The 23,506-nt window shown below is 56.3% G+C and carries 18 protein-coding genes; 15 read left to right on the top strand and 3 right to left on the bottom strand.

Features of this window, described 5'->3' with window-relative positions; genetic code table 11:
* Positions 1–32 precede the first annotated feature (32 nt).
* Positions 33–1,094, bottom strand: coding sequence for a catalase family protein (locus tag ACQZ5M_RS08065; RefSeq protein ID WP_449079601.1), 1,062 nt, complete (start codon positions 1,092–1,094; stop codon positions 33–35).
* Positions 1,095–1,283: 189 nt separating this feature from the next.
* Here ACQZ5M_RS08065 and recQ point away from each other — a divergent pair, with 189 nt between their 5' ends.
* Both recQ and ACQZ5M_RS08055 read left to right on the top strand, forming a co-directional pair.
* Positions 1,284–3,143 carry a DNA helicase RecQ gene (gene recQ, locus ACQZ5M_RS08060; protein ID WP_449079422.1) on the top strand — a complete coding sequence of 620 codons (1,860 nt, stop codon included), beginning with the start codon at positions 1,284–1,286 and terminating at the stop codon, positions 3,141–3,143.
* Positions 3,144–3,266: 123 nt separating this feature from the next.
* A complete protein-coding gene (locus tag ACQZ5M_RS08055) occupies positions 3,267–3,989 on the top strand; it encodes a L,D-transpeptidase (protein ID WP_296014106.1) in 723 nt (240 codons plus the stop codon).
* 7 nt (positions 3,990–3,996) lie between these two features.
* On the opposite strand, the gene ACQZ5M_RS08050 is transcribed toward ACQZ5M_RS08055, so the two are convergent.
* On the bottom strand, positions 3,997–4,614 hold the full coding sequence (locus ACQZ5M_RS08050; protein WP_296014108.1) for a hypothetical protein: 618 nt from the start codon (positions 4,612–4,614) through the stop codon (positions 3,997–3,999).
* Between the two features lie 170 nt (positions 4,615–4,784).
* Here ACQZ5M_RS08050 and ACQZ5M_RS08045 point away from each other — a divergent pair, with 170 nt between their 5' ends.
* From ACQZ5M_RS08045 to ACQZ5M_RS08025, 5 genes are all read left to right on the top strand, one after another.
* Positions 4,785–6,314 carry an ABC transporter substrate-binding protein gene (locus ACQZ5M_RS08045; protein WP_296098486.1) on the top strand — a complete coding sequence of 510 codons (1,530 nt, stop codon included), beginning with the start codon at positions 4,785–4,787 and terminating at the stop codon, positions 6,312–6,314.
* Positions 6,315–6,455: 141 nt separating this feature from the next.
* Complete coding sequence (locus tag ACQZ5M_RS08040; RefSeq protein WP_296014110.1) at positions 6,456–7,397, top strand: ABC transporter permease; 942 nt, start codon at positions 6,456–6,458, stop codon at positions 7,395–7,397.
* 15 nt (positions 7,398–7,412) lie between these two features.
* Positions 7,413–8,291, top strand: coding sequence for an ABC transporter permease (locus ACQZ5M_RS08035; RefSeq protein WP_296014111.1), 879 nt, complete (start codon positions 7,413–7,415; stop codon positions 8,289–8,291).
* Position 8,292: 1 nt separating this feature from the next.
* Entirely contained in the window at positions 8,293–9,495 is a 1,203-nt protein-coding gene (locus tag ACQZ5M_RS08030; protein ID WP_296098488.1) for an amidohydrolase/deacetylase family metallohydrolase, read from the top strand.
* 32 nt (positions 9,496–9,527) lie between these two features.
* Positions 9,528–10,040 carry a RidA family protein gene (locus tag ACQZ5M_RS08025; protein WP_296014114.1) on the top strand — a complete coding sequence of 171 codons (513 nt, stop codon included), beginning with the start codon at positions 9,528–9,530 and terminating at the stop codon, positions 10,038–10,040.
* 15 nt (positions 10,041–10,055) lie between these two features.
* Here the strand turns inward: ACQZ5M_RS08025 and ACQZ5M_RS08020 are convergent, their stop codons facing one another.
* Positions 10,056–10,874, bottom strand: coding sequence for an IclR family transcriptional regulator (locus ACQZ5M_RS08020; protein ID WP_296014115.1), 819 nt, complete (start codon positions 10,872–10,874; stop codon positions 10,056–10,058).
* Positions 10,875–10,984: 110 nt separating this feature from the next.
* On the opposite strand from ACQZ5M_RS08020, the gene ACQZ5M_RS08015 reads away from it, so the two are divergent.
* The 8 genes from ACQZ5M_RS08015 to ACQZ5M_RS07980 all read left to right on the top strand — a co-directional run bounded on the left by ACQZ5M_RS08015 (position 10,985) and on the right by ACQZ5M_RS07980 (position 23,274).
* Positions 10,985–12,181, top strand: a complete 1,197-nt coding sequence (locus tag ACQZ5M_RS08015) for an aminotransferase class V-fold PLP-dependent enzyme (RefSeq protein WP_296014117.1) — start codon at positions 10,985–10,987, stop codon at positions 12,179–12,181.
* Positions 12,182–12,250: 69 nt separating this feature from the next.
* Positions 12,251–14,092 (top strand): ABC transporter ATP-binding protein, encoded by a 1,842-nt coding sequence (locus ACQZ5M_RS08010; RefSeq protein ID WP_449079600.1) that lies wholly within the window; start codon positions 12,251–12,253, stop codon positions 14,090–14,092.
* Between the two features lie 94 nt (positions 14,093–14,186).
* Complete coding sequence (locus ACQZ5M_RS08005; RefSeq protein WP_449079421.1) at positions 14,187–14,591, top strand: gamma-glutamylcyclotransferase family protein; 405 nt, start codon at positions 14,187–14,189, stop codon at positions 14,589–14,591.
* 213 nt (positions 14,592–14,804) lie between these two features.
* Positions 14,805–15,062, top strand: a complete 258-nt coding sequence (locus ACQZ5M_RS08000; protein WP_296014122.1) for a hypothetical protein — start codon at positions 14,805–14,807, stop codon at positions 15,060–15,062.
* Between the two features lie 158 nt (positions 15,063–15,220).
* Positions 15,221–15,994: an exodeoxyribonuclease III gene (gene xth, locus ACQZ5M_RS07995; protein ID WP_449079420.1), complete on the top strand. Its 774-nt coding sequence runs from the start codon at positions 15,221–15,223 to the stop codon at positions 15,992–15,994.
* Positions 15,995–16,139: 145 nt separating this feature from the next.
* Complete coding sequence (locus ACQZ5M_RS07990; RefSeq protein ID WP_449079419.1) at positions 16,140–18,107, top strand: putative bifunctional diguanylate cyclase/phosphodiesterase; 1,968 nt, start codon at positions 16,140–16,142, stop codon at positions 18,105–18,107.
* Between the two features lie 1,100 nt (positions 18,108–19,207).
* Positions 19,208–21,496, top strand: a complete 2,289-nt coding sequence (locus tag ACQZ5M_RS07985; RefSeq protein ID WP_449079418.1) for a hypothetical protein — start codon at positions 19,208–19,210, stop codon at positions 21,494–21,496.
* 572 nt (positions 21,497–22,068) lie between these two features.
* On the top strand, positions 22,069–23,274 hold the full coding sequence (locus ACQZ5M_RS07980) for an endonuclease domain-containing protein (protein WP_449079417.1): 1,206 nt from the start codon (positions 22,069–22,071) through the stop codon (positions 23,272–23,274).
* The last annotated feature ends 232 nt before the right edge of the window (positions 23,275–23,506 follow it).

The following is a 23,506-nucleotide window of genomic DNA, read 5'->3' as shown; positions in this document are numbered from 1 at the left end:
GAGCACCTTATGGAGGCTAGCTGACACGCTTATCATGCTGGCTCGTGAAACGGGCAGCCATTGAACTTCGCGCGAAACTCCGCGGAGTGGCGGTACGTTTGTTTGCGAGCGCGGTTGATGTTGCCCAGTGGTTGGTGATCCGCAAGACCCGTCCAGATGCTGAAGCGCATCTCCTCGTCGACCTTTTTCACGTTGCTATCGCTCCAGCTGTCCTGTGGGCGCGCGGTGATGGTCGCAACCGTGAAGAAAGGCGCTTCTTCCTCCTTCCACTCGACAGTTGGATCTTCTACCGGCTGCTTTTCGATGTCGCGACAGAGCTGGACCTGAAACTCCCAAGTCGCGTGGGTGTTCTGCATTTCCGCCTGAACCGTTTCTCGAATGGCATCCTCACGAACGCTTGCGTCGATTTCGGTTCCGGTTCTTTTGGTCAGGTCCGCTGAGACTGGCTTAAGGCGGAATTTGGCGACATAATCGCCATAGCGGAAGGGCGTAACGCTGAAATAGGTTTCGCCAAGCGGATCGAGGTTCGGTGCGCCACCGAGCGACTGGACAGTGGGGCTGGAAATACCTACAGCCTCAAGGCCCTTGTTGACGGTTTGAAGGACACTGGACATAACAACTTTGGTGCCCTCCATCCTGTCAGTTGTCTTGGCCAAAAGTTTTAGACTGGAGAGAAACTTCTTTGAGTCGGGCGCTTGGAAGACGGGCCCATTCACCATCACAAAATCCTGGGTAGAACCCTCGGCATCAGGTAGGCGCGGCCCCTGCACATCCAGGACCTTTATTGCCAGTCCGCGAGGAAGCGATACTGCGTCTGGAAGAATATCTCCCGCATTGGTGGACAGGCGCATATAAACCTTGTGGGTGCCGGCTGTCGCAAAAAGACCTTGTCCTAGCTCCGGCGGCAAGTCCGGCTTGATCGTCATCTCGGCTTCGATGATTCCGTGCGATTTGGCGTGTACGGACCTCACCGCGTGGCCGTAGTCTTCGGCGGTTTTCTCAAGGATAACGTCGAACTGGTCAATCAGTCCGGAAACGGTTTCCGCCTCATCGTCTCGAATGCTTTCCAGATCTGCGCGATAGCGGATTGGCATGGGTGTCAAAATAGCGCTCCTCGTAAAAATGAGGAACGCCGGGGGCTGAGTGAAGGTTCCCGCCATTCTGGCAGTCTCAATCGATATGGATTTCTTTTCGCAGGTATCGTTCTGGAATGGCCTCAGGCTTTTGATCGCGAAAATTTCTGACCTATGGCATAGAGTGATTTTAGCGTAATGAGCGATTCCATGCCGCCATCTCAGAGTCCGACCAGCCGCCTTTTTGTCGATGAAGCCCGCGAAGCACCACTCTCGCTACTGAAACGCGTCTATGGCTACGCGTCTTTTCGTGGGCGCCAGCACGAGGTCGTCGACCAAGTCATGGCCGGCGGCGACGCTGTGGTCCTGTTTCCGACAGGTGCGGGCAAATCGCTATGCTTCCAGGTTCCGGCGCTGTGCAGGGAGGGGCTCGGCATTGTGGTGTCGCCCCTGATCGCACTGATGCGCGATCAGGTAGAAGCGCTGAAGCAACTCGGGGTTCGTGCCGCGGCTCTCAATTCGTCCCTTTCGCGCGAAGAGTTCATGGACGTGCGCAATGCGGTGAACAACCGGGAACTGGATCTTCTGTACGTTACACCCGAGCGCATCGTAACGCCGGGTTTCAAGGAATTCATCGGTCGCACGCAAATAGCGCTTTTTGCGATTGACGAAGCACATTGCGTTTCGCAGTGGGGCCATGATTTCAGGCCTGAATATCGTGAGCTTGGTCGCCTCGCAGAAGAGTATCCTGGCGTTCCACGCATGGCGCTGACGGCGACGGCCGATCCTCATACCCGCGATGACATTATAGAACGGTTGCAGCTTCAAGATGCCGCGGTTTTCAGCACCTCCTTCGATCGCCCCAACATCGCCTATGAAATTGTCGAGCGTGACCAGCCGAAACAGCAATTGCTGCGCTTTCTCTCGCGCCATAAAGGATCGAGCGGTATCGTCTACTGTCTCTCCCGCGCCAAGGTGGAGGAAACGGCGGAGTGGCTGAACACGCAGGGCATAAGAGCGCTTGCCTACCATGCAGGCATGGAGCGAGAGATGCGCGACCGCCATCAGGACGCGTTCCTGAAAGAAGAAGACCTTTGCCTCGTGGCGACGGTCGCGTTCGGCATGGGCATCGACAAGCCGAATGTGCGCTATGTGGCGCATCTTGATCTGCCGGGATCGGTGGAGGCCTACTACCAAGAGACGGGGCGCGCTGGGCGCGACGGACTACCGTCCGACGTCTGGATGGCCTATGGCATGGCCGATGTCATCCAACGCGGTCGAATGATCGACGAGGGCAATTCAAGCCCAGAGATCAAGCGCGTCGAGCGCGCCAAACTCAATGCGCTGCTCGGCATTTGCGAAACGGCCGGCTGCCGCAGGCAGGCGATCCTCAAGCATTTCGGCGAATCTCACGGCGGCAGTTGCGGCAATTGCGATACCTGCCTGAAACCAGTTGAAACCTGGGACGGGACGGAAGCCGCGATCAAGGCGATGGCGGCGATCTATCGCACGGGGGAACGCTTCGGTACCGGTCACCTCGTCGATGTTCTGCTTGGCAATGAGAATGACAAGACGATCCGCTTCGGTCACGTCGATATGCCAGTCTTCGGCGCCGGCAAGGATCTTCCGGCAAAGACCTGGCAATCGGTCTACCGCCAGTTGCTGGCGGCGGGGCTGATCAGCGTTGATCATACCGCCTACGGCGCTTTGAAGCTTGAGCCCGACTCTCGCGCCGTCTTCAAGAAGGAACGCCAGGTCCGCTTTCGCAAGGACCGACCGACGACCGGCAAAGCGGCTCGGTCATCTTCGGCGAGTTCTGCAAATGCAAAGTCTGGATTGGAAGGCGCCGATCTCGAACTCTTCCAGGCATTGCGAGCGGTGCGCATGGAAATCTCCAAGGAGCTGGGGGTTCCGCCCTACGTGGTTTTCCCCGACACGACGCTGGTCGCTCTCGCGACGGAACGGCCGTCGGACGAGGACGAGATGCTGGATATTTCCGGCGTCGGGCCTTCCAAGCTAGAGCGCTTCGGCGAGGCATTTCTTGCGGTGATCCAAGCTCACTCACGATGACCGTGACACTTTTGGCGCAGCGTTTGTTCTATATGAGTGTGATGCCATGGATGTGATCCTCCACCGCTTGCCACATGGTGTTCCATCGGCAAGAAGGAGGCGCAATTTCTATGGATCTCCCACATGACACTTCTTCAGCGCGTATCCCGTCGCGGCTTCATCTTTGGAGCGCTTTCCGCAACAGCCGCTCTCGCAGGCTGCCAGACCAACTCTACGCCGGCCGTGGTGCCGCAAGCAGCTCGGCGGCCCATCGTACCGCCAGATGAGGCGGAGTTGCAGCAGCGCTATGCGGCGTTGGAGGATGGCGGGCACATGCTTCCCGCGATCCCTTACCAGCAGATCGATCCAAAATATTACCGTCAGCGTGTGTTGGATCCGACAGGCGAAAAGCCCGGTACCGTGGTCGTCGATACGCCAAACCGCTTCCTCTACGTGGTCGAACCCGGCGGCACGGCTATGCGCTATGGTGTGGGCCTCGGCCGTGACGGTTTTGCCTGGGAAGGTGAGGGGATCGTTCATTGGCGCCAGGCGTGGCCACGCTGGAAGGTTCCGGCCGAAATGGTTGCTCGCCAGCCCAAACTGGCACGATTCTCGGTCGAAAATGGAGGCATGGATCCCGGCATCAAGAACCCGCTTGGTGCGCGCGCGCTTTACATCTTTAAGGATGGCAAGGACACGCTTTACCGCCTCCACGGTTCGCCAGAATGGCAGTCGATCGGCAAAGCGACGTCATCTGGTTGTGTTCGACTGGTCAACCAGGACGTGATCGATCTATACCAGCGCGTACCCTACCACGCCCGTATTGTCGTCCATCAGGCGCCGCTTGTCGCCCGCGTCTCAGCGTAACTTTGCGTTATCTGAGAAGGCCATCGCGGTCGAACTCTTCCCACCCGGAGAGTTCGGCTGAGTTACGTTTCGCCGGGCGAGCCAACTTCGCCTTTTTGAGCGAGCGCGTCAGCTTGGCTTGATGCGCCGCACGCCTCCTGTTCTCCGCCTTCGCGGCAATATCGTGTTCTCGCCATTCGTCGATGACGCCGCTGTTGAGAAGTTCTTCGACAACCTTCGGTTCGAAGACGTGAAAGGTGATCCGTTTCGCCCGGCCACGCAGTCTCACTGTTCTGATCCCGCCGCTTGGTAAGCGACCATCCTCGAGCCACCGACGACGCTCCGTCGTGGAGATTGTAAGGATATCTTCGATCTCGCGCGGTAAAACGGGCAGGCTGTCCATGGTTTCCAGCAGTTTGGAGATTTTGGCGCTTGCTGCCTTAAAGTCGTTTTCGTCGTCTTCCGGCACCGACAGTGTCAGAACCACGCCTGCAATATCCAAATCCTTGCGAACCGCCAAAGGCAATTTGGCCCGCAACTCCATCAAGATACCCTTGGCGCGAACCGACGACCCTAGCGTTGCTGCGGGCTGCAGCGTCCACGACTCTCTCAGGTGCGGTACGCAGGTGGATTTCTTCTTCGCCATGGAGGCTTAGATGGGGCCGGCGCTCGCCGTGGTCAACATGTGCGTCCGCTCTTTATCAGCTTTCTCGTTTCTCAGCAGCAACAACCAGATTGACAGCCTCTCCCTTTCGGTTATTCTCTTATAAAAGCTTATATAACATAATAACGGAACAATGAAGCTGGGAGTATGATATGAAACTGAAGCTCGCATTTCTTCTCGCCACCGCGTTAATCGTTAGCCCATCGGTTCTCTTCGCGCAGGATCGCGGCGGGGTGATCAATGTCGCAACGATTGGTGAGCCGCCAACACTTGACCCCATGGCCTCCACCGCCGATCTCGTCGGCATCGTCACGCAGCATATCTTCGAAACGCTCTACACCTTCGACAAGGAGTGGAAGACAGCACCGCTTCTGGCGGAAAGCCTTCCTGAAATCAGCGCGGACGGTAAAACCTACACGATCAAGCTGCGCTCCGGCATCAAGTTCCACGACGGTTCCGATATGGCGTCGGACGATGTCGTTGCCTCTCTCAATCGTTGGGTTAAGGTTGCCTCTCGCGGCAAGCAGGCTGCGTCGTTCATTGACAAGATCGAAGCGACTGATCCCTCGACCGTGACGATCACATTGAAGCAGCCTTACGCGCCACTCGTTTCGCTTCTCGCCTTCAACAATTCGGCCGCCATTATTCTTCCAGCTGAAAAGCAGGAAGAGCCTATGAAGGAGTTCATCGGTACTGGCCCTTACATGCTGAAAGAGCGCAAGGCGGATCAATATATCCAGCTCATTCGCTTCGATGGCTACAAGTCACGCGACGGCGAAGGCAATGGTTATGGCGGCGCGCGGCATCAATATCTCGATGAGATCCGCTTCGTTCCGGTGCCGGACGCCAATACTCGCGTCGAGGCAGCGGTCTCCGGGCAATATGACTATATCGATTCCATTCCGGTGGAGTCCTTCGACAAAATCAAATCCTCCTCCGCCACTGAACCCTTGGTACTGAAGCCCTTCGGCTATCCTGTCTTCGTCTTCAACACGGCCGAAGGCTTGGCGAAGGATGTTGCCATGCGCAAGGCGATCCGCCAGGCACTCAGCATGGAAGATATGCTGGCTGCAGCCTTCGGCAGCACGGACTTCTACGCGCTTGACGGCGATATCTACCCGAAGAACTTTATCTGGAATACGGATGCGGGTGTTGAGGGCAACTACAATATTGCCGATCCGGAAGGCGCTGCCACAGCCGCCAAGGCTGCCGGTTACGACGGCGAAAAGCCGATCCGCATTCTCACCAGCCGCCAGTATGAGTTCCACTACAAGATGGCGCAGGTCGCTGCCGAATATCTCAAGCTTGCAGGCTTCAAGGTGGACATGCAGGTGGTGGACTGGGCAACGCTGACCCAGCGCCGTGCCGACAAGGCGCTTTGGGATATCTACATTACCCATAGCCCATTCCTTCCCGAACCCGCTTTGATCGGTTCTCTTGCTCCGACATCGCCCGGCTGGTGGGACACGCCTCTGCGCAAGCAGACGGTTGAGGCTTTCTCGGCGGAATCCGATCCGCAGAAGCGCATCGCTCTTTGGGCCGATGTGCAGAAAGCCATGTATGAGGAAATTCCCTACATGAAGATCGGCGACTTCAATGCGGTCGCCGCCAAGTCAAAGAAGATCGAAGGTATTGAAGCGGCACCTTGGCCTTACTTCTGGAACGCTTCCATCAAGAAGTAGTGGTTCGACTGATCGGCATCGCGCCAGTGATCGCCTCGTGTTCTGTGGAACGCGTAGAGAGCTGGCGCGATACCGAAGCGCATTTCATCACAGCGTGTCCGAGCAGACTCCTTTACCCTGCGACAAGGGAAAACGAAGCCCATGATCCGATATATCCTCCAGCGCCTCATCGGCATGATCGTCGTGATGTTTCTCGTCGTCACGATCGTCTTCATCATTGTGCGCGTCACACCGGGCGATCCCGCAGCCGTCATGCTTGGACCGGATGCGTCTGCGCAAGACATCGCGGACTTGAGAACCAGGCTAGGGCTCGATCAGTCGCTGGCGGTGCAATATTTCTACTACCTAGGCCAAATGCTGAAGGGCGATCTTGGTCAGTCGATCTTCCTCAACATGCCTGTAACCGCGGCATTGTTCGATCGCGCTGAGCCGACTTTCTTTCTCACGCTGTTTTCGCTGCTGATTGCCAGTGTCATTGCCTTGCCGATCGGCATTTATGCCGCCTATCGCCGGGGCTCTTTCATCGATCAGGCCGCAACGACGGTTGCGATGCTGGCGGCCAGCATCCCAAGCTTTTGGCTTGGCCTCATTCTCATGCAGTTCTTTGCTGTGCGGCTGAACCTCTTTCCGGTTTCCGGCTACGGCGGCCCGGGCTCGAGCTTCATTGACCGCATGTATCATTTGACGCTGCCGGCTTTCGCGCTTGGACTAGTGTCTTCGGCTCTGATCCTGCGTTTCACCCGCGCGTCGATGCTCGATGTTCTGGGTGACGATTATATTCGAACCGCCCGGGCGAAGGGTGTCGTCGAACGCCGCGTCGTCATGAAGCATGCGCTGAAGAACGCACTCATCCCCATACTCACCGTCATTGGTTTGACGGCGGCGGTGCTGATCTCGGGCGCCGTTGTGACGGAGACCGTCTTCGGTCTTCCGGGTGTGGGTAGCCTCGTTGTCTCGGCGGTTCTGAGGCGCGACTATCCCGTCATTCAGGGCGCGCTTCTCGTCATTGCAGCACTTTATGTCCTCATCAATTTCGCGATCGACATGCTCTACCTGCTGATCGATCCGCGTGTGCGCTACTAAAGGGGGCGGGAACCGATGACGGATATTGCCACGACCACTCCAACGCCTGCAGCGAGCGAAGGCACGAAGTTTCTGAAACGCTTTCTGAAACGCAAGACGGTGGCCTTTGGCCTGTTCGTGCTTGTCATCTTCGTACTTCTGGCCGCGCTCGCGCCCTGGATTGCACCTTACTCGCCATCTAAGCTGTCCATCGTCAATCGCCTCAAGCCGCCCAGCGAAACCTTCTGGTTCGGCACGGATGAGTTTGGCCGCGACGTCTTCTCACGCACCATCTACGCGGGCCGTTTGTCGCTGCTCGTTGGTGCTTCCGTTGTGACGTTGTCGGCGATCATCGGTGTGACGCTCGGGCTGCTCGCCGGCTTCTTCAAGCGGCTGGACACACCGATTGCCCGGCTGATCGATGCGATGATGGCTTTCCCGGACATTCTTCTTGCCATTGCGCTTGTCGCAGCATTGGGGCCATCGCTCACCACCGTGATCATCGCCTTGTCGATTGTCTATTCGCCGCGTCTTGCCCGTATCGTGCGCGCCTCTACGCTCGTCATCAGGGAGCTTCCCTATGTCGAGGCCGCTCAGGCGCTGGGCATCTCCACCTTTCACATCATGACGCGGCATGTGCTGCGCAATCTATTGTCGCCAATCTTGGTGCAGGCCTCGTTCCTGTTTGCCAGCGCCATGCTGGCGGAAGCGGGCCTGTCTTTTCTCGGGCTGGGTGTCAGCCCGGAAATTCCGACCTGGGGCACGATGATTGCCGCTGGCCGCCAATATATCGGGCAAGCCGACTGGATGACCTACTTCCCCGGCTTTGCCATCATTCTCTCCGTCCTTTCGCTGCAAATGGTCGGCGACGGGTTGCGGGACATGCTCGATCCAAGACTACGAAGGGATTTGTAATATGACCGGTCAACACGCAAAGCCGCTGCTGATCAAGAACGTCAAGCCCATGGCTTTTGGCGCAGGTGATAAAGATGTCGCCACCGATATTCTGGTGAACGGCGAGGGCAAGATTGCCGCTATTGGACCGGCGCTTGCGTCTGACGATGCGACCGTGATCGACGGCAAAGGTGCTTGGATTTCGCCAGGTTGGGTCGATCTTCATGTTCACATCTGGCACGGCGGAACCGATATCTCGATCCGGCCTTCCGAGTGTGGTGCTGAGCGCGGCGTGACGACGTTGGTGGATGCGGGTTCGGCGGGTGAAGCCAATTTCCATGGTTTCAGGGAGTACATCATCGAGCCGTCGAGAGAACGCATTAAGGCGTTCCTCAATCTCGGTTCGATCGGGCTTGTGGCCTGCAACCGCGTAGCAGAACTGCGCGATATCAGGGACATCGATCTCGACCGCATTCTCGAATGCTACGCCGAAAACAGCGAGCATATCGTCGGCCTCAAGGTTCGCGCCAGCCATGTCATCACCGGTTCCTGGGGCGTGACACCGGTCAAGCTTGGCAAGAAGATCGCGAAGATCCTCAAGGTGCCGATGATGGTTCATGTCGGCGAACCACCAGCACTCTATGATGAGGTGCTGGAAATCTTAGGCCCCGGCGATGTCGTAACCCACTGCTTCAATGGCAAATCCGGCTCCTCGATCATGGAGGACGAGGATTTGTTCAATCTGGCGGAGCGTTGCGCATCCGAAGGTGTGAGGCTCGATATAGGCCATGGGGGAGCATCATTCTCCTTCAAGGTGGCGGAAGCGGCGATTGCGCGCGGGCTTCTGCCGCACTCGATCTCGACCGACCTGCACGGCCACTCGATGAACTTCCCGGTCTGGGATCTGGCCACCACCATGTCCAAGCTGCTGTCGGTCGGAATGCCCTTCGACAAGGTGGTGAACGCCGTGACCCATGCGCCGGCTGAGGTCATCAAGCTCGATATGCAGAACCGGCTTTCCGTTGGCGCGCGCGCCGATTTCACCATTTTCGATCTCGTCGATTCCGATCTGGAAGCAACCGACTCCAATGGCGATGTCTCGGTGCTGAAGCAGCTCTTCGAGCCACGCTACGCGGTCATCGGCGGAGAGGCCGTTGCTGCTAGCCGTTACATACCCCGCGCGCGCAAGCTTGTGCGGCACAGCCACGGCTACTCGTACCGATAGGATGGCGGATTGCCGCTGGAATGAATGAAAAGATGACAGGAGTTCGCGTGACACAGTCCCCGATCAAGATCGAAGCCAAGGCGCAGACGCCGCGCGATCGGCTTTCCGCGCTCGGCATAGACCTGCCGCCCGCACCGCCGCCCATCGCAAACTTTGTGACCCATGTCGTTGAAGGCAACATGCTTTATCTGTCCGGGCAAGGCCCACGAGAAGCAAATGGTTTCATGCATACCGGCAAGGTTGGCGTGGATGTCTCGGTCGAGCAGGCCTATGAGGATGCGAGGTTGACGGGCATCAATCTACTGGCGGTGATGAACGAGGCGCTGGGCGATCTTTCCCGCGTCAAACGGGTGGTGAAGCTTCTTGGCATGGTCAATGCCTCACCCGACTTCAAGGATCATCCGCAGGTCATCAACGGCTGCTCTGACCTGTTCAATGCTGTCTTCGGCGAAGCGGGACGCCATGCCCGCTCTGCCGTCGGCTTCGGTTCGCTTCCGGGAAACATCACCGTTGAGATCGAAGCGATCATCGCGTTGCAGGATTGACCGGCAAGGAGACGATTAGTGGTTGCGCCATCCCATCAACTGTTCGATCCGTGCGGCCGACGCCTTGACCCGGTCTGCATAGCCGGTCTTGTCGGCCACGATTTTCTGTTCGGGAAGGACGATGGAAATCGTCGCAACGCAGTCTCCGCGACTGTCGACGATCGGCGAGGCGATGCAGGCAACCGAGTAATCGGATTCGCCTGCCTGGATCGACAGGCGTTCCTCAAAGGCCTTGCGCGCCGCGTCCGAAAGGCTCTTGGCATCGATTGTGGCGCGTCCGGTCGGCGATATGCGCGCGCCACGTTTGAAGAGGTCGATGCGTTGCTCTTCCGGCATGTGGCCCACCAGAAGGCGCCCAGAGGCCGTCCAGTTCAGCGGCACGCGCGTTCCAACGCGCGACGCCACCTGGAAATGGCTTGGGCCATCGGCCATGGCGAGAACGAGCATATGCTCGTCGTCGCGCCCGCACACCTGGACGGTTTCGCCGGCAGCTCGGCAGAGATCGTGCATCTCATGCATGGCGACACTCATGAAATCCAGCGAGCGCGCATAGGCGAGGCCGTAATGATAGAGGCGGGCGCCAAGCCAGATGCTGCCGTCGTCGTTACGAGCAAGCATGTTCTTGTCCACGAGGTCATCAATGATGGCATAAATCGTGGAAAGCGGCGCCTTCACTGCCTTGGCGATGGCGTAGGCACCCGCCGGGGCGCCGGTTTCATACAGATAATCGATGACCTGAATGGCGCGGTCGATGCCGCTGACGCGCGAGCGGCGCACCTTTCCGACGTCCTCGGACGAGGAAAGCTCGGAGGCTTCAGCAGATGAAGACGTCATATCCAATTCACGCTCCCGCGGATCAAAGAACCTATTGCGTTATTATGGCATAGGCTCTCACGGGGCAATAGAAATCACGGCCAGACAGGCCGACAGACTGGAGAAAGAGAATGTCAGACGATATCCGCACGAAGATCGGACTTCGCCCCGTCATCAATGTTTCAGGCACGATGACGAGCCTCGGTGCGTCCATTGTGGTTCCGGAAGCGATAGAGGCCATGGCGGCGATCCTGCCGCAATTCGTGGAGATCAACGACCTTCAACGCAAGGCAAGCACCATCATTGCGCGTTTAACGGGCGGCGAAGCTGGTTTCGTTACGGCGTCCTGCTCCGCCGGCATCAGCCTTGCCGTAGCTGCCACAATCACTGGTCCTGACCTTCTGGCGATCGAAAAACTGCCGGACACCTCGTCGCCGAAGAACGAGGTTCTGGTGCAGATGGGGCATGTCGTCAGCTATGGCGCGCCGGTCGATCAGTCGATCCGGCTTGCAGGCGGCAAGGTTGTGATGATCGGCCAGGCGACCTCCACGCATCGCTATCACATGGAAAATGCCATCACCGATCGGACAGCGGCTGCCGTTTATGTCGTGTCGCATCATGTGGTGGATTACGGCTTGCTCAATCTTAAGGAATTCGTCGAGATCGCGCATGCCAAGGGCGTGCCGGTCATTGTTGATGCCGCATCCGAATACGACCTGCGGATATTCCTGGAACAGGGCGCCGATATCGCGCTCTATTCCGGCCACAAGTTCCTTGGTGGCCCGACCTCCGGCATCGTGGCCGGCAAGAAAGAACTCGTGCGCAACGCCTTCCTTCAGAATATGGGGATCGGTCGGGGCATGAAGGTTGGCAAGGAAAGCATCTTCGGCGTCATGGCGGCTTTGGAGGCTTGGGAAAAGCGGGACCACGCCGGCATTCGCGACCGGGAGACCGGCTATCTGAACCTCTGGAAGGAAACGCTTGCCAACCGCCCCGGCATCACCGCCTTGATCGAGCCGGACCCGACCAACAATCCGCTCGATCGTATGCGCGTGATCGTCTCGCCGCAGGAAGCCCACATCACCGCGTGGGATCTTGCCGCACGTCTTCGCAGTGGCCCGACACCGATCATCGTGCGCGACCATGAGGTCGAGCATCATTACTTCTACCTGGACCCCTGCAATCTCCACCCCGGCCAGGAACGCATTGTCGCAGCCCGGCTTGCTGAGGAACTGGATACTGCACGCGCTTCAAACGAGGTGATCGCCACGCCGTTCGAGGACTTGAGCCGCCATCGTTTCGATGGCGCCTTGCGCTGGCCCGACTGAGCCTTTCGATCGGCGAGGGCGGTAACGCCCTGCCGCTTCCACGAAGTCTGATGAGGAATGACGATGATGATGTCCAGCACCTTGAACAAGACCGTAACCGAGCCGGCGACCGGCCCGGTTCTGGCGGTGGAAAAGCTCAGAACCTCCTTCCTTGTCGATGGCGCCTGGAAACCGGTAGTGCGTGACATTTCCTTTACGGTGATGCCCGGCGAGACGGTTGCCATCGTCGGTGAAAGCGGCTCCGGCAAGTCGGTCACATCGCTCTCCATCATGCGACTGTTGCAGCCGGATATGAGCAGGATAGAGGGTAAGGTCTTGCTCGGCGGGCGCGATCTTCTTGCTCTCTCGGAGCAAGAGATGCGCAAGGTGCGCGGCAACGATGTTGCGATGATCTTTCAGGAACCGATGACGAGCCTCAATCCGTTGCTCACCATCGGTGATCAGATCTCCGAGGCGTTGCTTTCGCACTTGCCGATGAGCGAGGCGAATGCGCGTGCCGAGACCATCCGTATTCTGGAGAAAGTGCGCATTCCGTCTGCGGCGTCTCGCTTCGACGAATATCCCCACCGCTTTTCCGGCGGCATGCGCCAGCGCGTGATGATTGCCATGGCACTGGCAACCAAACCCGCTCTCTTGATCGCCGACGAACCAACCACTGCACTCGACGTTACCATTCAGGGCCAGATCCTTGATCTCATCAAGATGTTGCAGGAGGAGGAGGGGACATCCGTTCTCTTCATTACCCACGACATGGGAGTCGTTGCCGAAATCGCGGACCGCACTGTGGTCATGTTCCGTGGGGAGCAGGTTGAGACTGGCGCGACGGCAGATATCTTCCACCGCGGACAGCATCCCTACACCCGCGCTCTTCTGTCTGCCGTCCCGGTTTTAGGCTCCATGCAAGCACACCAGAAACCTCTACGCTTTCCGATGGTGGATGTAGGGACGGGTAAGTCGGATGTGCCTGTAGAGGTGAAGGACACCGTTGTTGAAGGTCGTCCCGTGTTGGAAGTTCGCAATCTGACCAAGCGCTTCGACATTCATTCCGGCCTTTTCGGTTCGTTGACCGGACGCGTACACGCGGTAGAGAATGTATCCTTCGATCTTCAGGCGGGTGAAACGCTCTCGCTCGTGGGCGAATCCGGATGCGGCAAGTCGACGACAGGACGCGCAATTATGCGCCTGATCGAGCCGGATAGTGGCTCTGTAATCGTAGAGGGGCGCGATGTACTGGCGCTGGACAAAAGAGAGATGCGCGAGATGCGAAAATCCGTCCAGATGATTTTCCAGGATCCGTTTGCCTCGCTCAATCCGCGCATGACCGTCGGTGCGGCAATTGCCGAGCCGTTCCTTGAGCACAAGATGGGAAATGCGAAAGAGGCGAAGGTCGTCGTCGCGGACATGCTGACGAAGGTCGGCCTCACACCGGACATGGCGGGACGCTACCCGCACGAGTTTTCCGGCGGGCAGAGGCAGCGCGTATGTATCGCGCGCGCATTGGCCCTGAAGCCGAAGGTCATCGTGGCCGATGAAAGCGTGTCGGCGCTGGATGTATCGGTCAAAGCGCAGGTCATCAATCTAATGCTTGACCTTCAGCAAAGCCTCGGATTGTCGTTCCTGTTCATCTCCCACGACATGGCTGTTGTAGAGCGCGTTAGTCATCGGGTAGCGGTCATGTATCTCGGCGAGATTGTCGAGATCGGGCCGCGCGCTGCCGTTTTCGGTAACCCGCAGCACTCCTATACGAAGCGCCTCATGGCTGCGGTGCCGGTTCCCGACCCGGAGCGTCGCCGGGTGAAGGGCGCGGCTGTCGTCGAGGAACTGAAGAGCCCCATACGCCCGGTAGAGTACAAGGTTATGCCTGCGCGGTTTCGTGAAGTCTCGAAGGGTCATCTCGTAGCTGAGAATTGACATTGATCGCTCAACGCCTTTGGTTGTGCGCAATCCAACCGGAACGACTTCTCCAAATGCTGCGTTCGTACCTGCGCCATTGTAGGAGTTCGCATTGGACGTATTTATTTATGGGACTTTAAAACGAGGCTTTGCTCTCCACGATAAGGGTCTGTCCGGCGCTCGCTACATTGGCGATGTGCAAACGCTGAAGCCCTATCCACTTTACATTGCTGCCGATTTTTTCGGCCCGATGATGCTGGATCGACCGGGGCAGGGGCTTCGCGTTCGCGGCGAATTGTTCGAGATCGATGACGAGAGGCTTGGTGTACTCGACGCCTTGGAAAACGTTGGCACGGAAGGAAGCTTTCGGTCAGCTCTTGACGTCACGCCGGTCGATGGCGGGATGGTCGTGTCCGCCATCGGTTTCTTCAAGGGTGATAACTGGCTGAACCCGATTCATTCGGGATACCTCGCGGATTACCAAGATCGCCGCTTCGTTCCCCCGTGGGAGAGATAAAGGCACACCGGCTTGCGGCTCAAACGATGAGCGGCGAGCTTCCGGCGTAGCCTTTAGGAAGATCCGACGCGCAGCAACAGATCAGAGAAAGATCAACGATTGTGCCGGCAGGTCATGGCAACCTGCATCTTGAGCGAGTTGGCAGAGCAGAACCTTTTGCGCGGAACAACTCTCGTTCTACCGGGTTAGCTTTCGCAACTTGGGAGTTTGGTGATGAACGACAAATCCAATCAGAACAACAAAAACGACACGCAGACATGGTCGGCAGATCATGGCGGTGGCGTATCGCCGCCAACGTCGACTGGGACAGTCGACGAGGAGCAGGTCCACGAGCCATCCAATGACTGGCCTGCTGCAGAGGGTGTTGAGCACGATCCTGTTGAACCCGTGCCGTCCCCCGTTGACGAATTCGAGCCGCCTCAGAACAATGGACGCCGGACATTTCAAAATGGCGATACGGACCGCAGTTGAGGTGCGGGCTCTCATTAAATGAGCCTGTGTAGAGCGCCCGAATATGCGGTGGATCGCAAAATTTGAAATGACAAGGCCGAGCGTCTGACGCTCGGTCTTTCTGCGCCGCCGGTGCTAAAGGCTCGTACGGCGTTGCACGGTATGGACGAGGTCAAAACTTGAAAATTGCGACCTACAACGTCAATGGTGTGAACGGGCGGCTGGCGAACCTTATCCATTGGCTTGATGAGGCGTCGCCGGACATTGTCTGTCTTCAAGAGTTGAAAGCCCCGCAGAACAAGTTTCCGATCAAGGCGATAGAGGCGGCCGGCTATGGTGCCGTTTGGCTGGGGCAGAAATCCTGGAATGGTGTAGCAATCCTGGCCAAAGGCCAGCAGCCGCATCTCACGAGACGGACGTTGCCAGGCGATAGCAAGGACGATCAAAGCCGCTACATGGAGGCGATCGCCGATGGGATGTTGATCGGCTGTCTCTATGCTCCTAATGGCAATCCCTATCCCGGTCCAAGATTCAATTACAAGCTCAGATGGCTCAAGCGGTTGCGGGCTTACGCTGAAGAGCTTCTCGAGCTCAACGTCTCTTCGATCCTCGTCGGCGATTACAACGTCATGCCGACCGAACTCGATGTCTACAAACCGGAGCGATGGAAGAACGATGCGCTCTTTCGCATCGAGGTGCGAAACGCCTTAAAGGCGATCGTTGACCAAGGATGGACTGACGCTCTGAGATATCTTCATCCTGACGAGCGCGTCTTCACATTCTGGGATTATTTCAGGAACGCTTTTAGCCGAGATGCTGGTCTCAGAATTGATCACTTCCTTCTTAGCCCGGAGGCTGCTTGCCGCCTCGTCGCCGCCGAAGTCGACAAGCATGTGAGAGGGTGGGATCGCAGCAGTGACCATGCACCGGTATGGATCGAGTTGGAAGATTAGTCCGTTAAGTAGCCGTTCTGGCAGAGTGGATGACGCTGGCTATGCCGCACGCGCGGTATGACCGTTCCCACTCTCGAATGTTTACACTTCCGTAGGTTGTGGCGAATAACATTAGGCAATTCTCATTTTAGGATATTGCCGCTCCATGACTTCGGTAACTTTCGATGCCAGTGTGAAGAGAGATCAGCTGGTCACTCTACGCAAAATGGTTGCGCTATCGATACCGATCAACATCGTGCTGGGACTTTGTGCCTTGGTAGTGGCTACCTATTATGGCAACGGTAGAGAGGGCGCGATCTGGTTTGTCCTGTCAACGGTGGCGAACGCTGCAAGGCTGGTTGCCTGCAAGTTTCCGTTGCCGACGATGCCAAGCGGAGGCTCCGCCGGTGACCTCGAGGCCTCATACAAAACGACCCAAAACTATCTGCGCCTGCATATCGTTCTCGCATTGGCATCGGGCCTTGTGTGGGCGTGGGTTCCAGTGCTTTGCGACTGGTACACATCTCCTCAGACATTGTTCTACGCGCTGATCGTGTGCGGTCTCACTGCTGGGGCAGTGACCTACGGGTACTCGTTCGCCAATGTGCCCACCGCATTTATCACGCCGCCACTGGTCACCAGCGCATATTGGCTTGAACAGTCGGGCGGCCTCGACAAACTGCTGATCTCAATCACTGTCGGCCTTTACCTTTTTGCTCTCATTCGTGGGGCCAGAGTGAACGAGAGACTGTTCTGCAATGACAGCAGGAAGAGAAATGAAGCGATTGCTCTTTCTGGTCAGTTGGAGAAGACCACAAATCAGGCCCTGATGCTGGCGCGAAACGCCTCTGAACTTATGGGGATAGACAAGCTGACCGGGCTGCTCAACCGGCACGGCTTTTCGGATCGAGCAGAGCCCATATTTGCCCTGCAGGCAGACAATGTCATGTTCATGCTGGACCTCGACGGGTTCAAGTCGATCAACGACGCTTTCGGGCATCAGGCTGGCGACCGGGTTCTCATGGAAGCCGCCAAACGGATAGAGGAAGTTATCGGCCAGCACGGATTTGCAGCGCGTCTTGGTGGTGATGAATTTGCCATTGTCTTTACGCAGCCCTGTGCCGATTCCAGCTTCCGGTTTCTGGCAAAGACTTTGATCAGCGCAGTCTCGCGCCCTTATTTGGGGATCGAGCCTCTGACGCTTGGCGTCAGCATCGGTGTTTACCATGGCTCAGGCGCGGCCTTGGACGATGCCTTAATGTGCTCGGATATTGCCTTGTATGCGGCCAAGAAAGACGGTCGCAATCAATTCAGGATTTTCGATGCCGATCTGCGCGATGAAATCGAAAGGCGCCGCGATATTGAAATCGGTCTGATAGAAGCTCTTGCCCAGCAGAACCTCGAGGTTTGGTACCAGCCGATTGTTCGCAGCGATACGCAGCAGATTGAAAGCCTTGAGGCTTTGCTGCGTTGGCATCATCCTCGACTGGGATGGATTTCGCCACCCAAGATCGTATCTGCTGCCTCGTCGATTGGACGCTCGGGTGAACTTTTAAAATATATATTCAAGGATGTTGCAACCACCCTCAGTGCGCTAGGCGAGAGCGACATCATGATCGCTATCAACATTTCTCCTCGAGAGCTTGCGCGCAACGATGTCGAGGCCCTGATCACGGAGTGCTTCAGTGCTGACGGGATTGCACTGAGCAGGATCGAACTGGAAATCACCGAGGACGCGACCATCGATCAGGAAAATGTCAAATTGCGTCTAAACTCTCTGTCGGAGAAGAATGTCAGGTTGGCGATCGATGACTTCGGGACCGGATACTCTTCCTTGGCGACCCTGCAGCAATTGCAGATCACCCGGCTGAAAATCGACAAATCATTCGTCACGGGAACGCGCGCTGGCTCTACAAACAGTTCACTGATCGAGGCGATGGTAAAGTTTTCAGACGCGCTCGGCTTTGAAGTGGTCGCCGAGGGTGTCGAAACGAAAGAAGATCTCCATATGGTCAAAAGCCTCGGATGTGCTTTCGCGCAGGGCTATTACTTCTCCAAGGCAATACCACGACGCGAGGTATTGGCCATGATTGAGCAACGCAATCAGTCGGGTTCGAAGATTTCAGGAAACTGACACTCACGCGGTGAGAACACTTTCCAAGCCAATTCGTGGATCGTTGACTGCTGAAAGCACCAGTCTCGTCTGATGGGAGGTAGGCAAAGCTCCGTGGACTTAAGTTACCTAAATTCCTTTAGCATAGGCGATGAAAAGCCCTCCCCAAATCTGCCCAGCATGAAGTCTGCTTTCTTTAGAATTCAGGCGGCGAAAAACTCGCACTGTTGCGAATGCACTTTAACAGTGTCCTTGGCTCAAGAGCTAAGTGTCTGTTATCTATCGCGCTCGTACCCAGAGCTTTTCCGCTCAAGTGAGGGTGATTGCCGACTGTTGGAGTCCCCGCGGATACGGGAGGAAATGATCAATGATGCAACGCGCTGCGCGTTAACAGCGACCTCGACCCAAACGCCGAACTGTGGCAACCAACCTGTAAGTCGATCAAACGTTTTGTTCTGCTAAAGAACTATCATTCCAGGAGGTCTACAGGAACGCCTTGGCCCTGAGCGCAAGCATAGGCGCTACGCCACCTGCAACGACGTGGTCTTGCGACGAGATCGGCAAGGTTCAATTCGCCGGCCAATTGCTCAGTTACTCGTAAAGGTCACCGAGAAATTGGTTTGCGTGATCATCGTCCACCCATGGCTCATCTCCTCCGCGATCCAAAGTGTGATTGGACCTATTTCCAAGCCCAGGCTCGGACAATCAACGCCGCAAGCTAGCAGCGGGGAACGACAATGGTATAAATGGCGATGATGATCATGTTCGGGCTCTAGACGTCGACGGCAGACACCGCGGACCAGCGACCGACGACGCGGGAAGGTCGGAAATGTATGCGTAATATCCAGAACAAGCTCTAGGTTTGTCCGGAGACACGTGCGACTCTCGACGGCTTTGGGTCCAAAGCGGTCATCCTGGATCGAATGCGGTGAGACGGCTCTGCGCCTTCATTTCGGGTTTTCGGCAAGCTCCTCGAAGGGCAGGCTCATGGAGAGATCGCTGACAATACTTGGGATCACAAAGCATTTTATTGTGGCTTACTCTACCGGAGCAGTTGGTCGAAGTTGTACGGTTCATTATGTTCAATTCAATGTTGATTCTTTGCGAGATTGGAACGCCTGGTGATCGAAGGGAAGACAGAACTCAGTAAGGACGTTGTTGCCCTCGTCCACCACGTTGAGCTTAATGAAAGTGGGTGGCTGGGGACTGCCACCAAGCGAGCGGTGGGTTTCCTATGTTGGTTGATCGGCGAGCCAGTTTCGGCAGCGATGCTGGTCGATACTCAATCGGCAGTTGGCTTGAAGAATCTCTCCGAAGGAGAAGCACAAGCGATTCTACAAGTGTTGTGTGACGACGGTTCAGTCGTTGTCACTGCCGACGGGAAGTACAGACTTACTGAGGCGGAGCGCCTGCGTGTCGATAGCGAGGTTCATAACGCTGAAGACGTCGAATCTAAGGTGTCTACGAAAGTAATCGAGGCCGTTAAAATCGTGCACGATTTAACGCTACCGGAAGAAAGCGCCAAAGATGCTTGGAGCAAGTTTCGCTCAGGGTTTATAGTTCCTTTTATCACCGAGTTCGGCGCAAAATCTTATGAATTGATACTTGGGCAATCATCAACTGGAAGTAACGGTCCATTTCTGTTAGACTTTCTTGCGAAATATCCTGACGATCACAAGCCGGTCTTAGAAACTATGGTGTTGGCGCTTCTAGATCGGAACGACCTGTATTGCCGAAAGTACATACTTCACCTCCTTAACAACTATTTCTTCCAGTCAGCGCTGACCATCCCTAAGGCGATCTCAGATAAAGCCTTCAACAGCGATGGCAAGTCGAAGAATATAAAGATCGTCCTCGACACCAACTTCCTTTTCTCGCTTTTGAAGCTCCACACGAACCCGTCGAACGAGGCGGTTGGACTATTGCTGGATCTAATCTCCAAGTTGCCAAGCCAACTCTCCGTGCGGATGTACGTCCTGCCAACGACGATCACGGAGTTTCAGCGGTCGCTGACCTACTACGAGGGTGTGGCGTCCACAATCAGGCCAACCCAGGCAATCGTTGCCGCTAGCCGCCGTTCTCTCATTTCGGGGGTCGTTGAAGCTTTCCTTATCCGGGCCGCCGAGGCAGACTTTAAGCTCAGCGCTAAAGACTACTTTGCTCCCTACTACGACGACATCAGGACAATCTTGGGGGCTCATAATGTCAACATTCTGCATGGCGAGGATGACCACTACGCCACGGATCAACCGACCATTGACGATGCCGTCGACCAGAAGGCTTTTTATGCAGCGAAAGCGAGGGCGGGTCGCCGGGAGAAGAGTTATGAGACAATCTGGCACGATATGGTTCTGTGGCACTACGTAGATGATAGGCGCCCGGACATAGTTGATAGCATTTTCGATGCGCAGTGGGTCGGCGTCACGATTGACTATTCCCTGCTCGCTTTCGACATCCATAAGCGACACGGCAAGGGACTGCCCGTAATTGTGCACCCCGCTTCGCTAATCCAGGCGCTGCAAACAATCATACCGACCGATGAGGACGTGGAGAAGACGATCCTTGCGCTAATGCAGCTACCATTCCTGTTCGATCACTTTGATGTCGAGGAGGAGAAGGCAACTCAACGTATCCTATCCACGCTTTCGCGTTTTGAACACGTCGATGAACTTGGCGAAGAAACGGTGATCGCGATCTTGGGTAACAGGGCGCTGAGAGCGAAGTTCCATAAGCCCCATGATCAAAACGATGAAGTCAACTTGATCAGGGAGGAGTTGGTGACACACTTGGCCGAGCATAAGCGCATTTCGGAGGGGGTGGCTAAGGCGCTTGAGATCGAGCAAAGGGAACGGGCCAGCGAACATAAAGAACAGTCACAAAGGCTTGCTGAGATTGAAACAGAGAAGTTGATCGCGATTTCTAAGGCCTCAGCAGCGCTGACAGCGAAGGAGGTCTCAGAGGCGCAGTTTGCGGAGCGCGAACGAAAGCTTCAGGGTCTTGTCGATCAAAGTAAGAATGACGCTCAAGACAGTGCGGCGCTCGTTCAGAAAATCCTGTTCGGGATCGCGATGGCTGGTTTGGGTGTGCTGCTCTCGGTCTCCGGCTACTTAGTATGGCACTTCGCTGCCTTGATCGCAGAAGCGTTCGGCTGGCTCGCTCCTTTGGCGGTGTTCTGCACCGTGAGCGCAACTCTTCTGCTTCTCTTCAGGCATCTTATAGGCAAGCTCAAACACATCGAGGATCGCTGGTACGTAAGGGCGTTCTCGATGGCGGCCAAAGCCTCATGGGCACTGTATGCGTTTCTTCTACTCACCATCGGCGAAGCAGTCGTAACTGCTTATTCCGACGGCGGGTTTAAGGTGCCTGCCGACGGTAAGCCCACAGTGTCCACACCCGCTCGCGCCGAGTAACAGCCCTCAACAGTGCCACCAGTTTGGCATTGTGGGAGCGGCTCCATTGCCGCGTACACCTACTTCAACACTCCGGCAATTAGAATTGAGCTAGCCGATTTGTTTGCTGTACATTAGGGCTTATATTGAACGAGCCAAACATGAACTGGGCTCCGCAGAGCGACGCTGGAGTGCTTAACGGATGGCCGCAGCGTGTCGGCGGCTATTCCACTTGCGGTCCTGAAAGCTGCCATTCCGCTCTCGGCCCATTCCAGCCGCCAAACTCGAAGTAGTTTATGTTTCCTATTGGCGCGATTCGGAAGTCGGGATTTGGCCGAAGCTGCCTTCGCAAGCGTGCGGCAAGCTCGGCAGGGGGATGCTTATCAGCGCTTGCACTAATCTTTGTCGGCGATGGCTCCCCCTGAGCTCGATCACTTCTAGGGTGCATAGTCCTTGAGAGCATCATTGAGCTGGCGAATTTGGTGAGGCCGGTGCTGTCGTAACGAATAGGGACCTCCAGAAAGAACCATGAACGGATCTCGCCATCCCTCACAAGTAAAGGTAGAACTCTCCGCGGATTTCCGGGAGGCGACATGGACAACGCGCATAAGCAAGCGATCATCATTCGGGGCGCGATTACTGCCGTGCTGGTCTTCGCGGGATTTGCATTTCCGCTAGTCTGGATCGCCGCCGCGTTTTTCGCGTACGCCACTTTCCAGGCTTTCCCGTATCCCGAGCCTGAAACGCCCGAAAGCATGTACCGAACCCGGCAGTCGACAGTGACCGCCGATGATCCCGAATGGCGCGAATATTTCTTGGCGGCCTGTGAATCGCCTGCAGAGACTGCTTTCCTCGAAGTGATGATCAAGGGCTACGATCTTAAACCCGAGAAAGGCATTCTTGTCGGCGGGGAGATCGAGCTAGACATGCAAACAGAATACAAGCCTTACCGGCTCGATTTCCTCGTGAACAAATGGCTTGTCGTTGAGATCGATGGCGCAGAGTGGCATTCTTCTCCAGAGGCCGTTGAGCGCGATGGAATTAGGGACGAATTCTTCAGATCCAAGGGCTTTGCCGTCCTGCGTATTCCGGCCAAGGTCGTCTTTCAAAAACCAACCGAAGCCGTGAATAGAGTAAGGGCGGCCATCGACAATGGCAGGCCAGCACAGAAGGTGGCCGCGAAGGCAGCGCCGATCTCGGTCGCCAAGACCTTTGCCAATTCGATGAGCGCGTTCGAGAAGTTCATGGACGATGTCGATGCTCACGTCACCAGGAAAAAAGCCATTCAGGAGGCCTTAGGGCCATCAAGACAGACCTTCGATACCGAGAAGATTGTGATCAACTCCGGATTGGAAAATGCCAGGAAGGCGATAGCCCTTGAAGATGAGCTATCTGCGAATCCGAATCTCCGCACGCATTATGAAAAGTATGACGCCGAATTCGAAGCGCTCTTGGAAGGCACGCGTTCTAAATATGACGGCGGTCAGCGCGCGACGATAACAATCTCACCGATATCGTGGCCGAAGGCGCATCCGGATCCCGACTTGAACGAGACGATCATGGATATGCACTTCAAGCTGAATGACGACCGAACTCGCTACTTTAACGGGGTTAGACAGGAGATTTTGGAAGATCCACGCTTATCTCCTCATGTGCGAAGCCACCTGGAAACCCTCGGCTGCCACTCTTTATGGAAGGAGATATCAACGAAAGAGGAGTCGTCTTCGCTTGAAGCGTTTCTGAAAGAAATTGAGGACGAGGGCGGGCGCGGCGCTCAAAAAAATCCGCCTCGAAGCTGATGGAGCAGTTGGGAATTCTTGTGAGGCCGGTGCGGATATTTTCGTAGTCAGGAAAGGTCCGGCGGGCATAGAGGTAGAATGATTCCCCACGCGCCACTACCTGTGAGGATCGCTTCCAACACCATCAGACATCTGCCGCGCTGGATCGAATGATTCAACGCGTTTCGAAATTTTCCGGTCAGAATCCGCCTCCGCTAACGAATGCTTGTGGAAGGCCAGCATTTTCTGTCGA

The sequence above is a fragment of the Rhizobium sp. 22-785-1 genome (assembly GCF_053521965.1).
Note: the sequence above shows the minus strand (reverse complement) of the source record. Positions and strands in the feature narration are given on the sequence as shown.

Excerpts from the sequence above, each read along its gene's own strand:
- ACQZ5M_RS08010 (WP_449079600.1), top strand. The coding sequence starts at position 12,251 with ATGTCCAGCACCTTGAACAAGACCGTAACCGAGCCGGCGACCGGCCCG.
- ACQZ5M_RS07990 (WP_449079419.1), top strand. The coding sequence starts at position 16,140 with ATGACTTCGGTAACTTTCGATGCCAGTGTGAAGAGAGATCAGCTGGTC.
- ACQZ5M_RS08040 (WP_296014110.1), top strand. The coding sequence starts at position 6,456 with ATGATCCGATATATCCTCCAGCGCCTCATCGGCATGATCGTCGTGATG.
- ACQZ5M_RS07980 (WP_449079417.1), top strand. The coding sequence starts at position 22,069 with ATGGACAACGCGCATAAGCAAGCGATCATCATTCGGGGCGCGATTACT.
- ACQZ5M_RS08045 (WP_296098486.1), top strand. The coding sequence starts at position 4,785 with ATGAAACTGAAGCTCGCATTTCTTCTCGCCACCGCGTTAATCGTTAGC.
- ACQZ5M_RS08020 (WP_296014115.1), bottom strand. The coding sequence starts at position 10,874 with ATGACGTCTTCATCTGCTGAAGCCTCCGAGCTTTCCTCGTCCGAGGAC.
- ACQZ5M_RS08055 (WP_296014106.1), top strand. The coding sequence starts at position 3,267 with ATGACACTTCTTCAGCGCGTATCCCGTCGCGGCTTCATCTTTGGAGCG.
- ACQZ5M_RS08025 (WP_296014114.1), top strand. The coding sequence starts at position 9,528 with ATGACAGGAGTTCGCGTGACACAGTCCCCGATCAAGATCGAAGCCAAG.
- ACQZ5M_RS08015 (WP_296014117.1), top strand. The coding sequence starts at position 10,985 with ATGTCAGACGATATCCGCACGAAGATCGGACTTCGCCCCGTCATCAAT.
- ACQZ5M_RS08000 (WP_296014122.1), top strand. The coding sequence starts at position 14,805 with ATGAACGACAAATCCAATCAGAACAACAAAAACGACACGCAGACATGG.
- ACQZ5M_RS08065 (WP_449079601.1), bottom strand. The coding sequence starts at position 1,094 with ATGCCAATCCGCTATCGCGCAGATCTGGAAAGCATTCGAGACGATGAG.
- recQ (WP_449079422.1), top strand. The coding sequence starts at position 1,284 with ATGCCGCCATCTCAGAGTCCGACCAGCCGCCTTTTTGTCGATGAAGCC.
- ACQZ5M_RS08050 (WP_296014108.1), bottom strand. The coding sequence starts at position 4,614 with ATGGCGAAGAAGAAATCCACCTGCGTACCGCACCTGAGAGAGTCGTGG.
- ACQZ5M_RS08035 (WP_296014111.1), top strand. The coding sequence starts at position 7,413 with ATGACGGATATTGCCACGACCACTCCAACGCCTGCAGCGAGCGAAGGC.
- ACQZ5M_RS08030 (WP_296098488.1), top strand. The coding sequence starts at position 8,293 with ATGACCGGTCAACACGCAAAGCCGCTGCTGATCAAGAACGTCAAGCCC.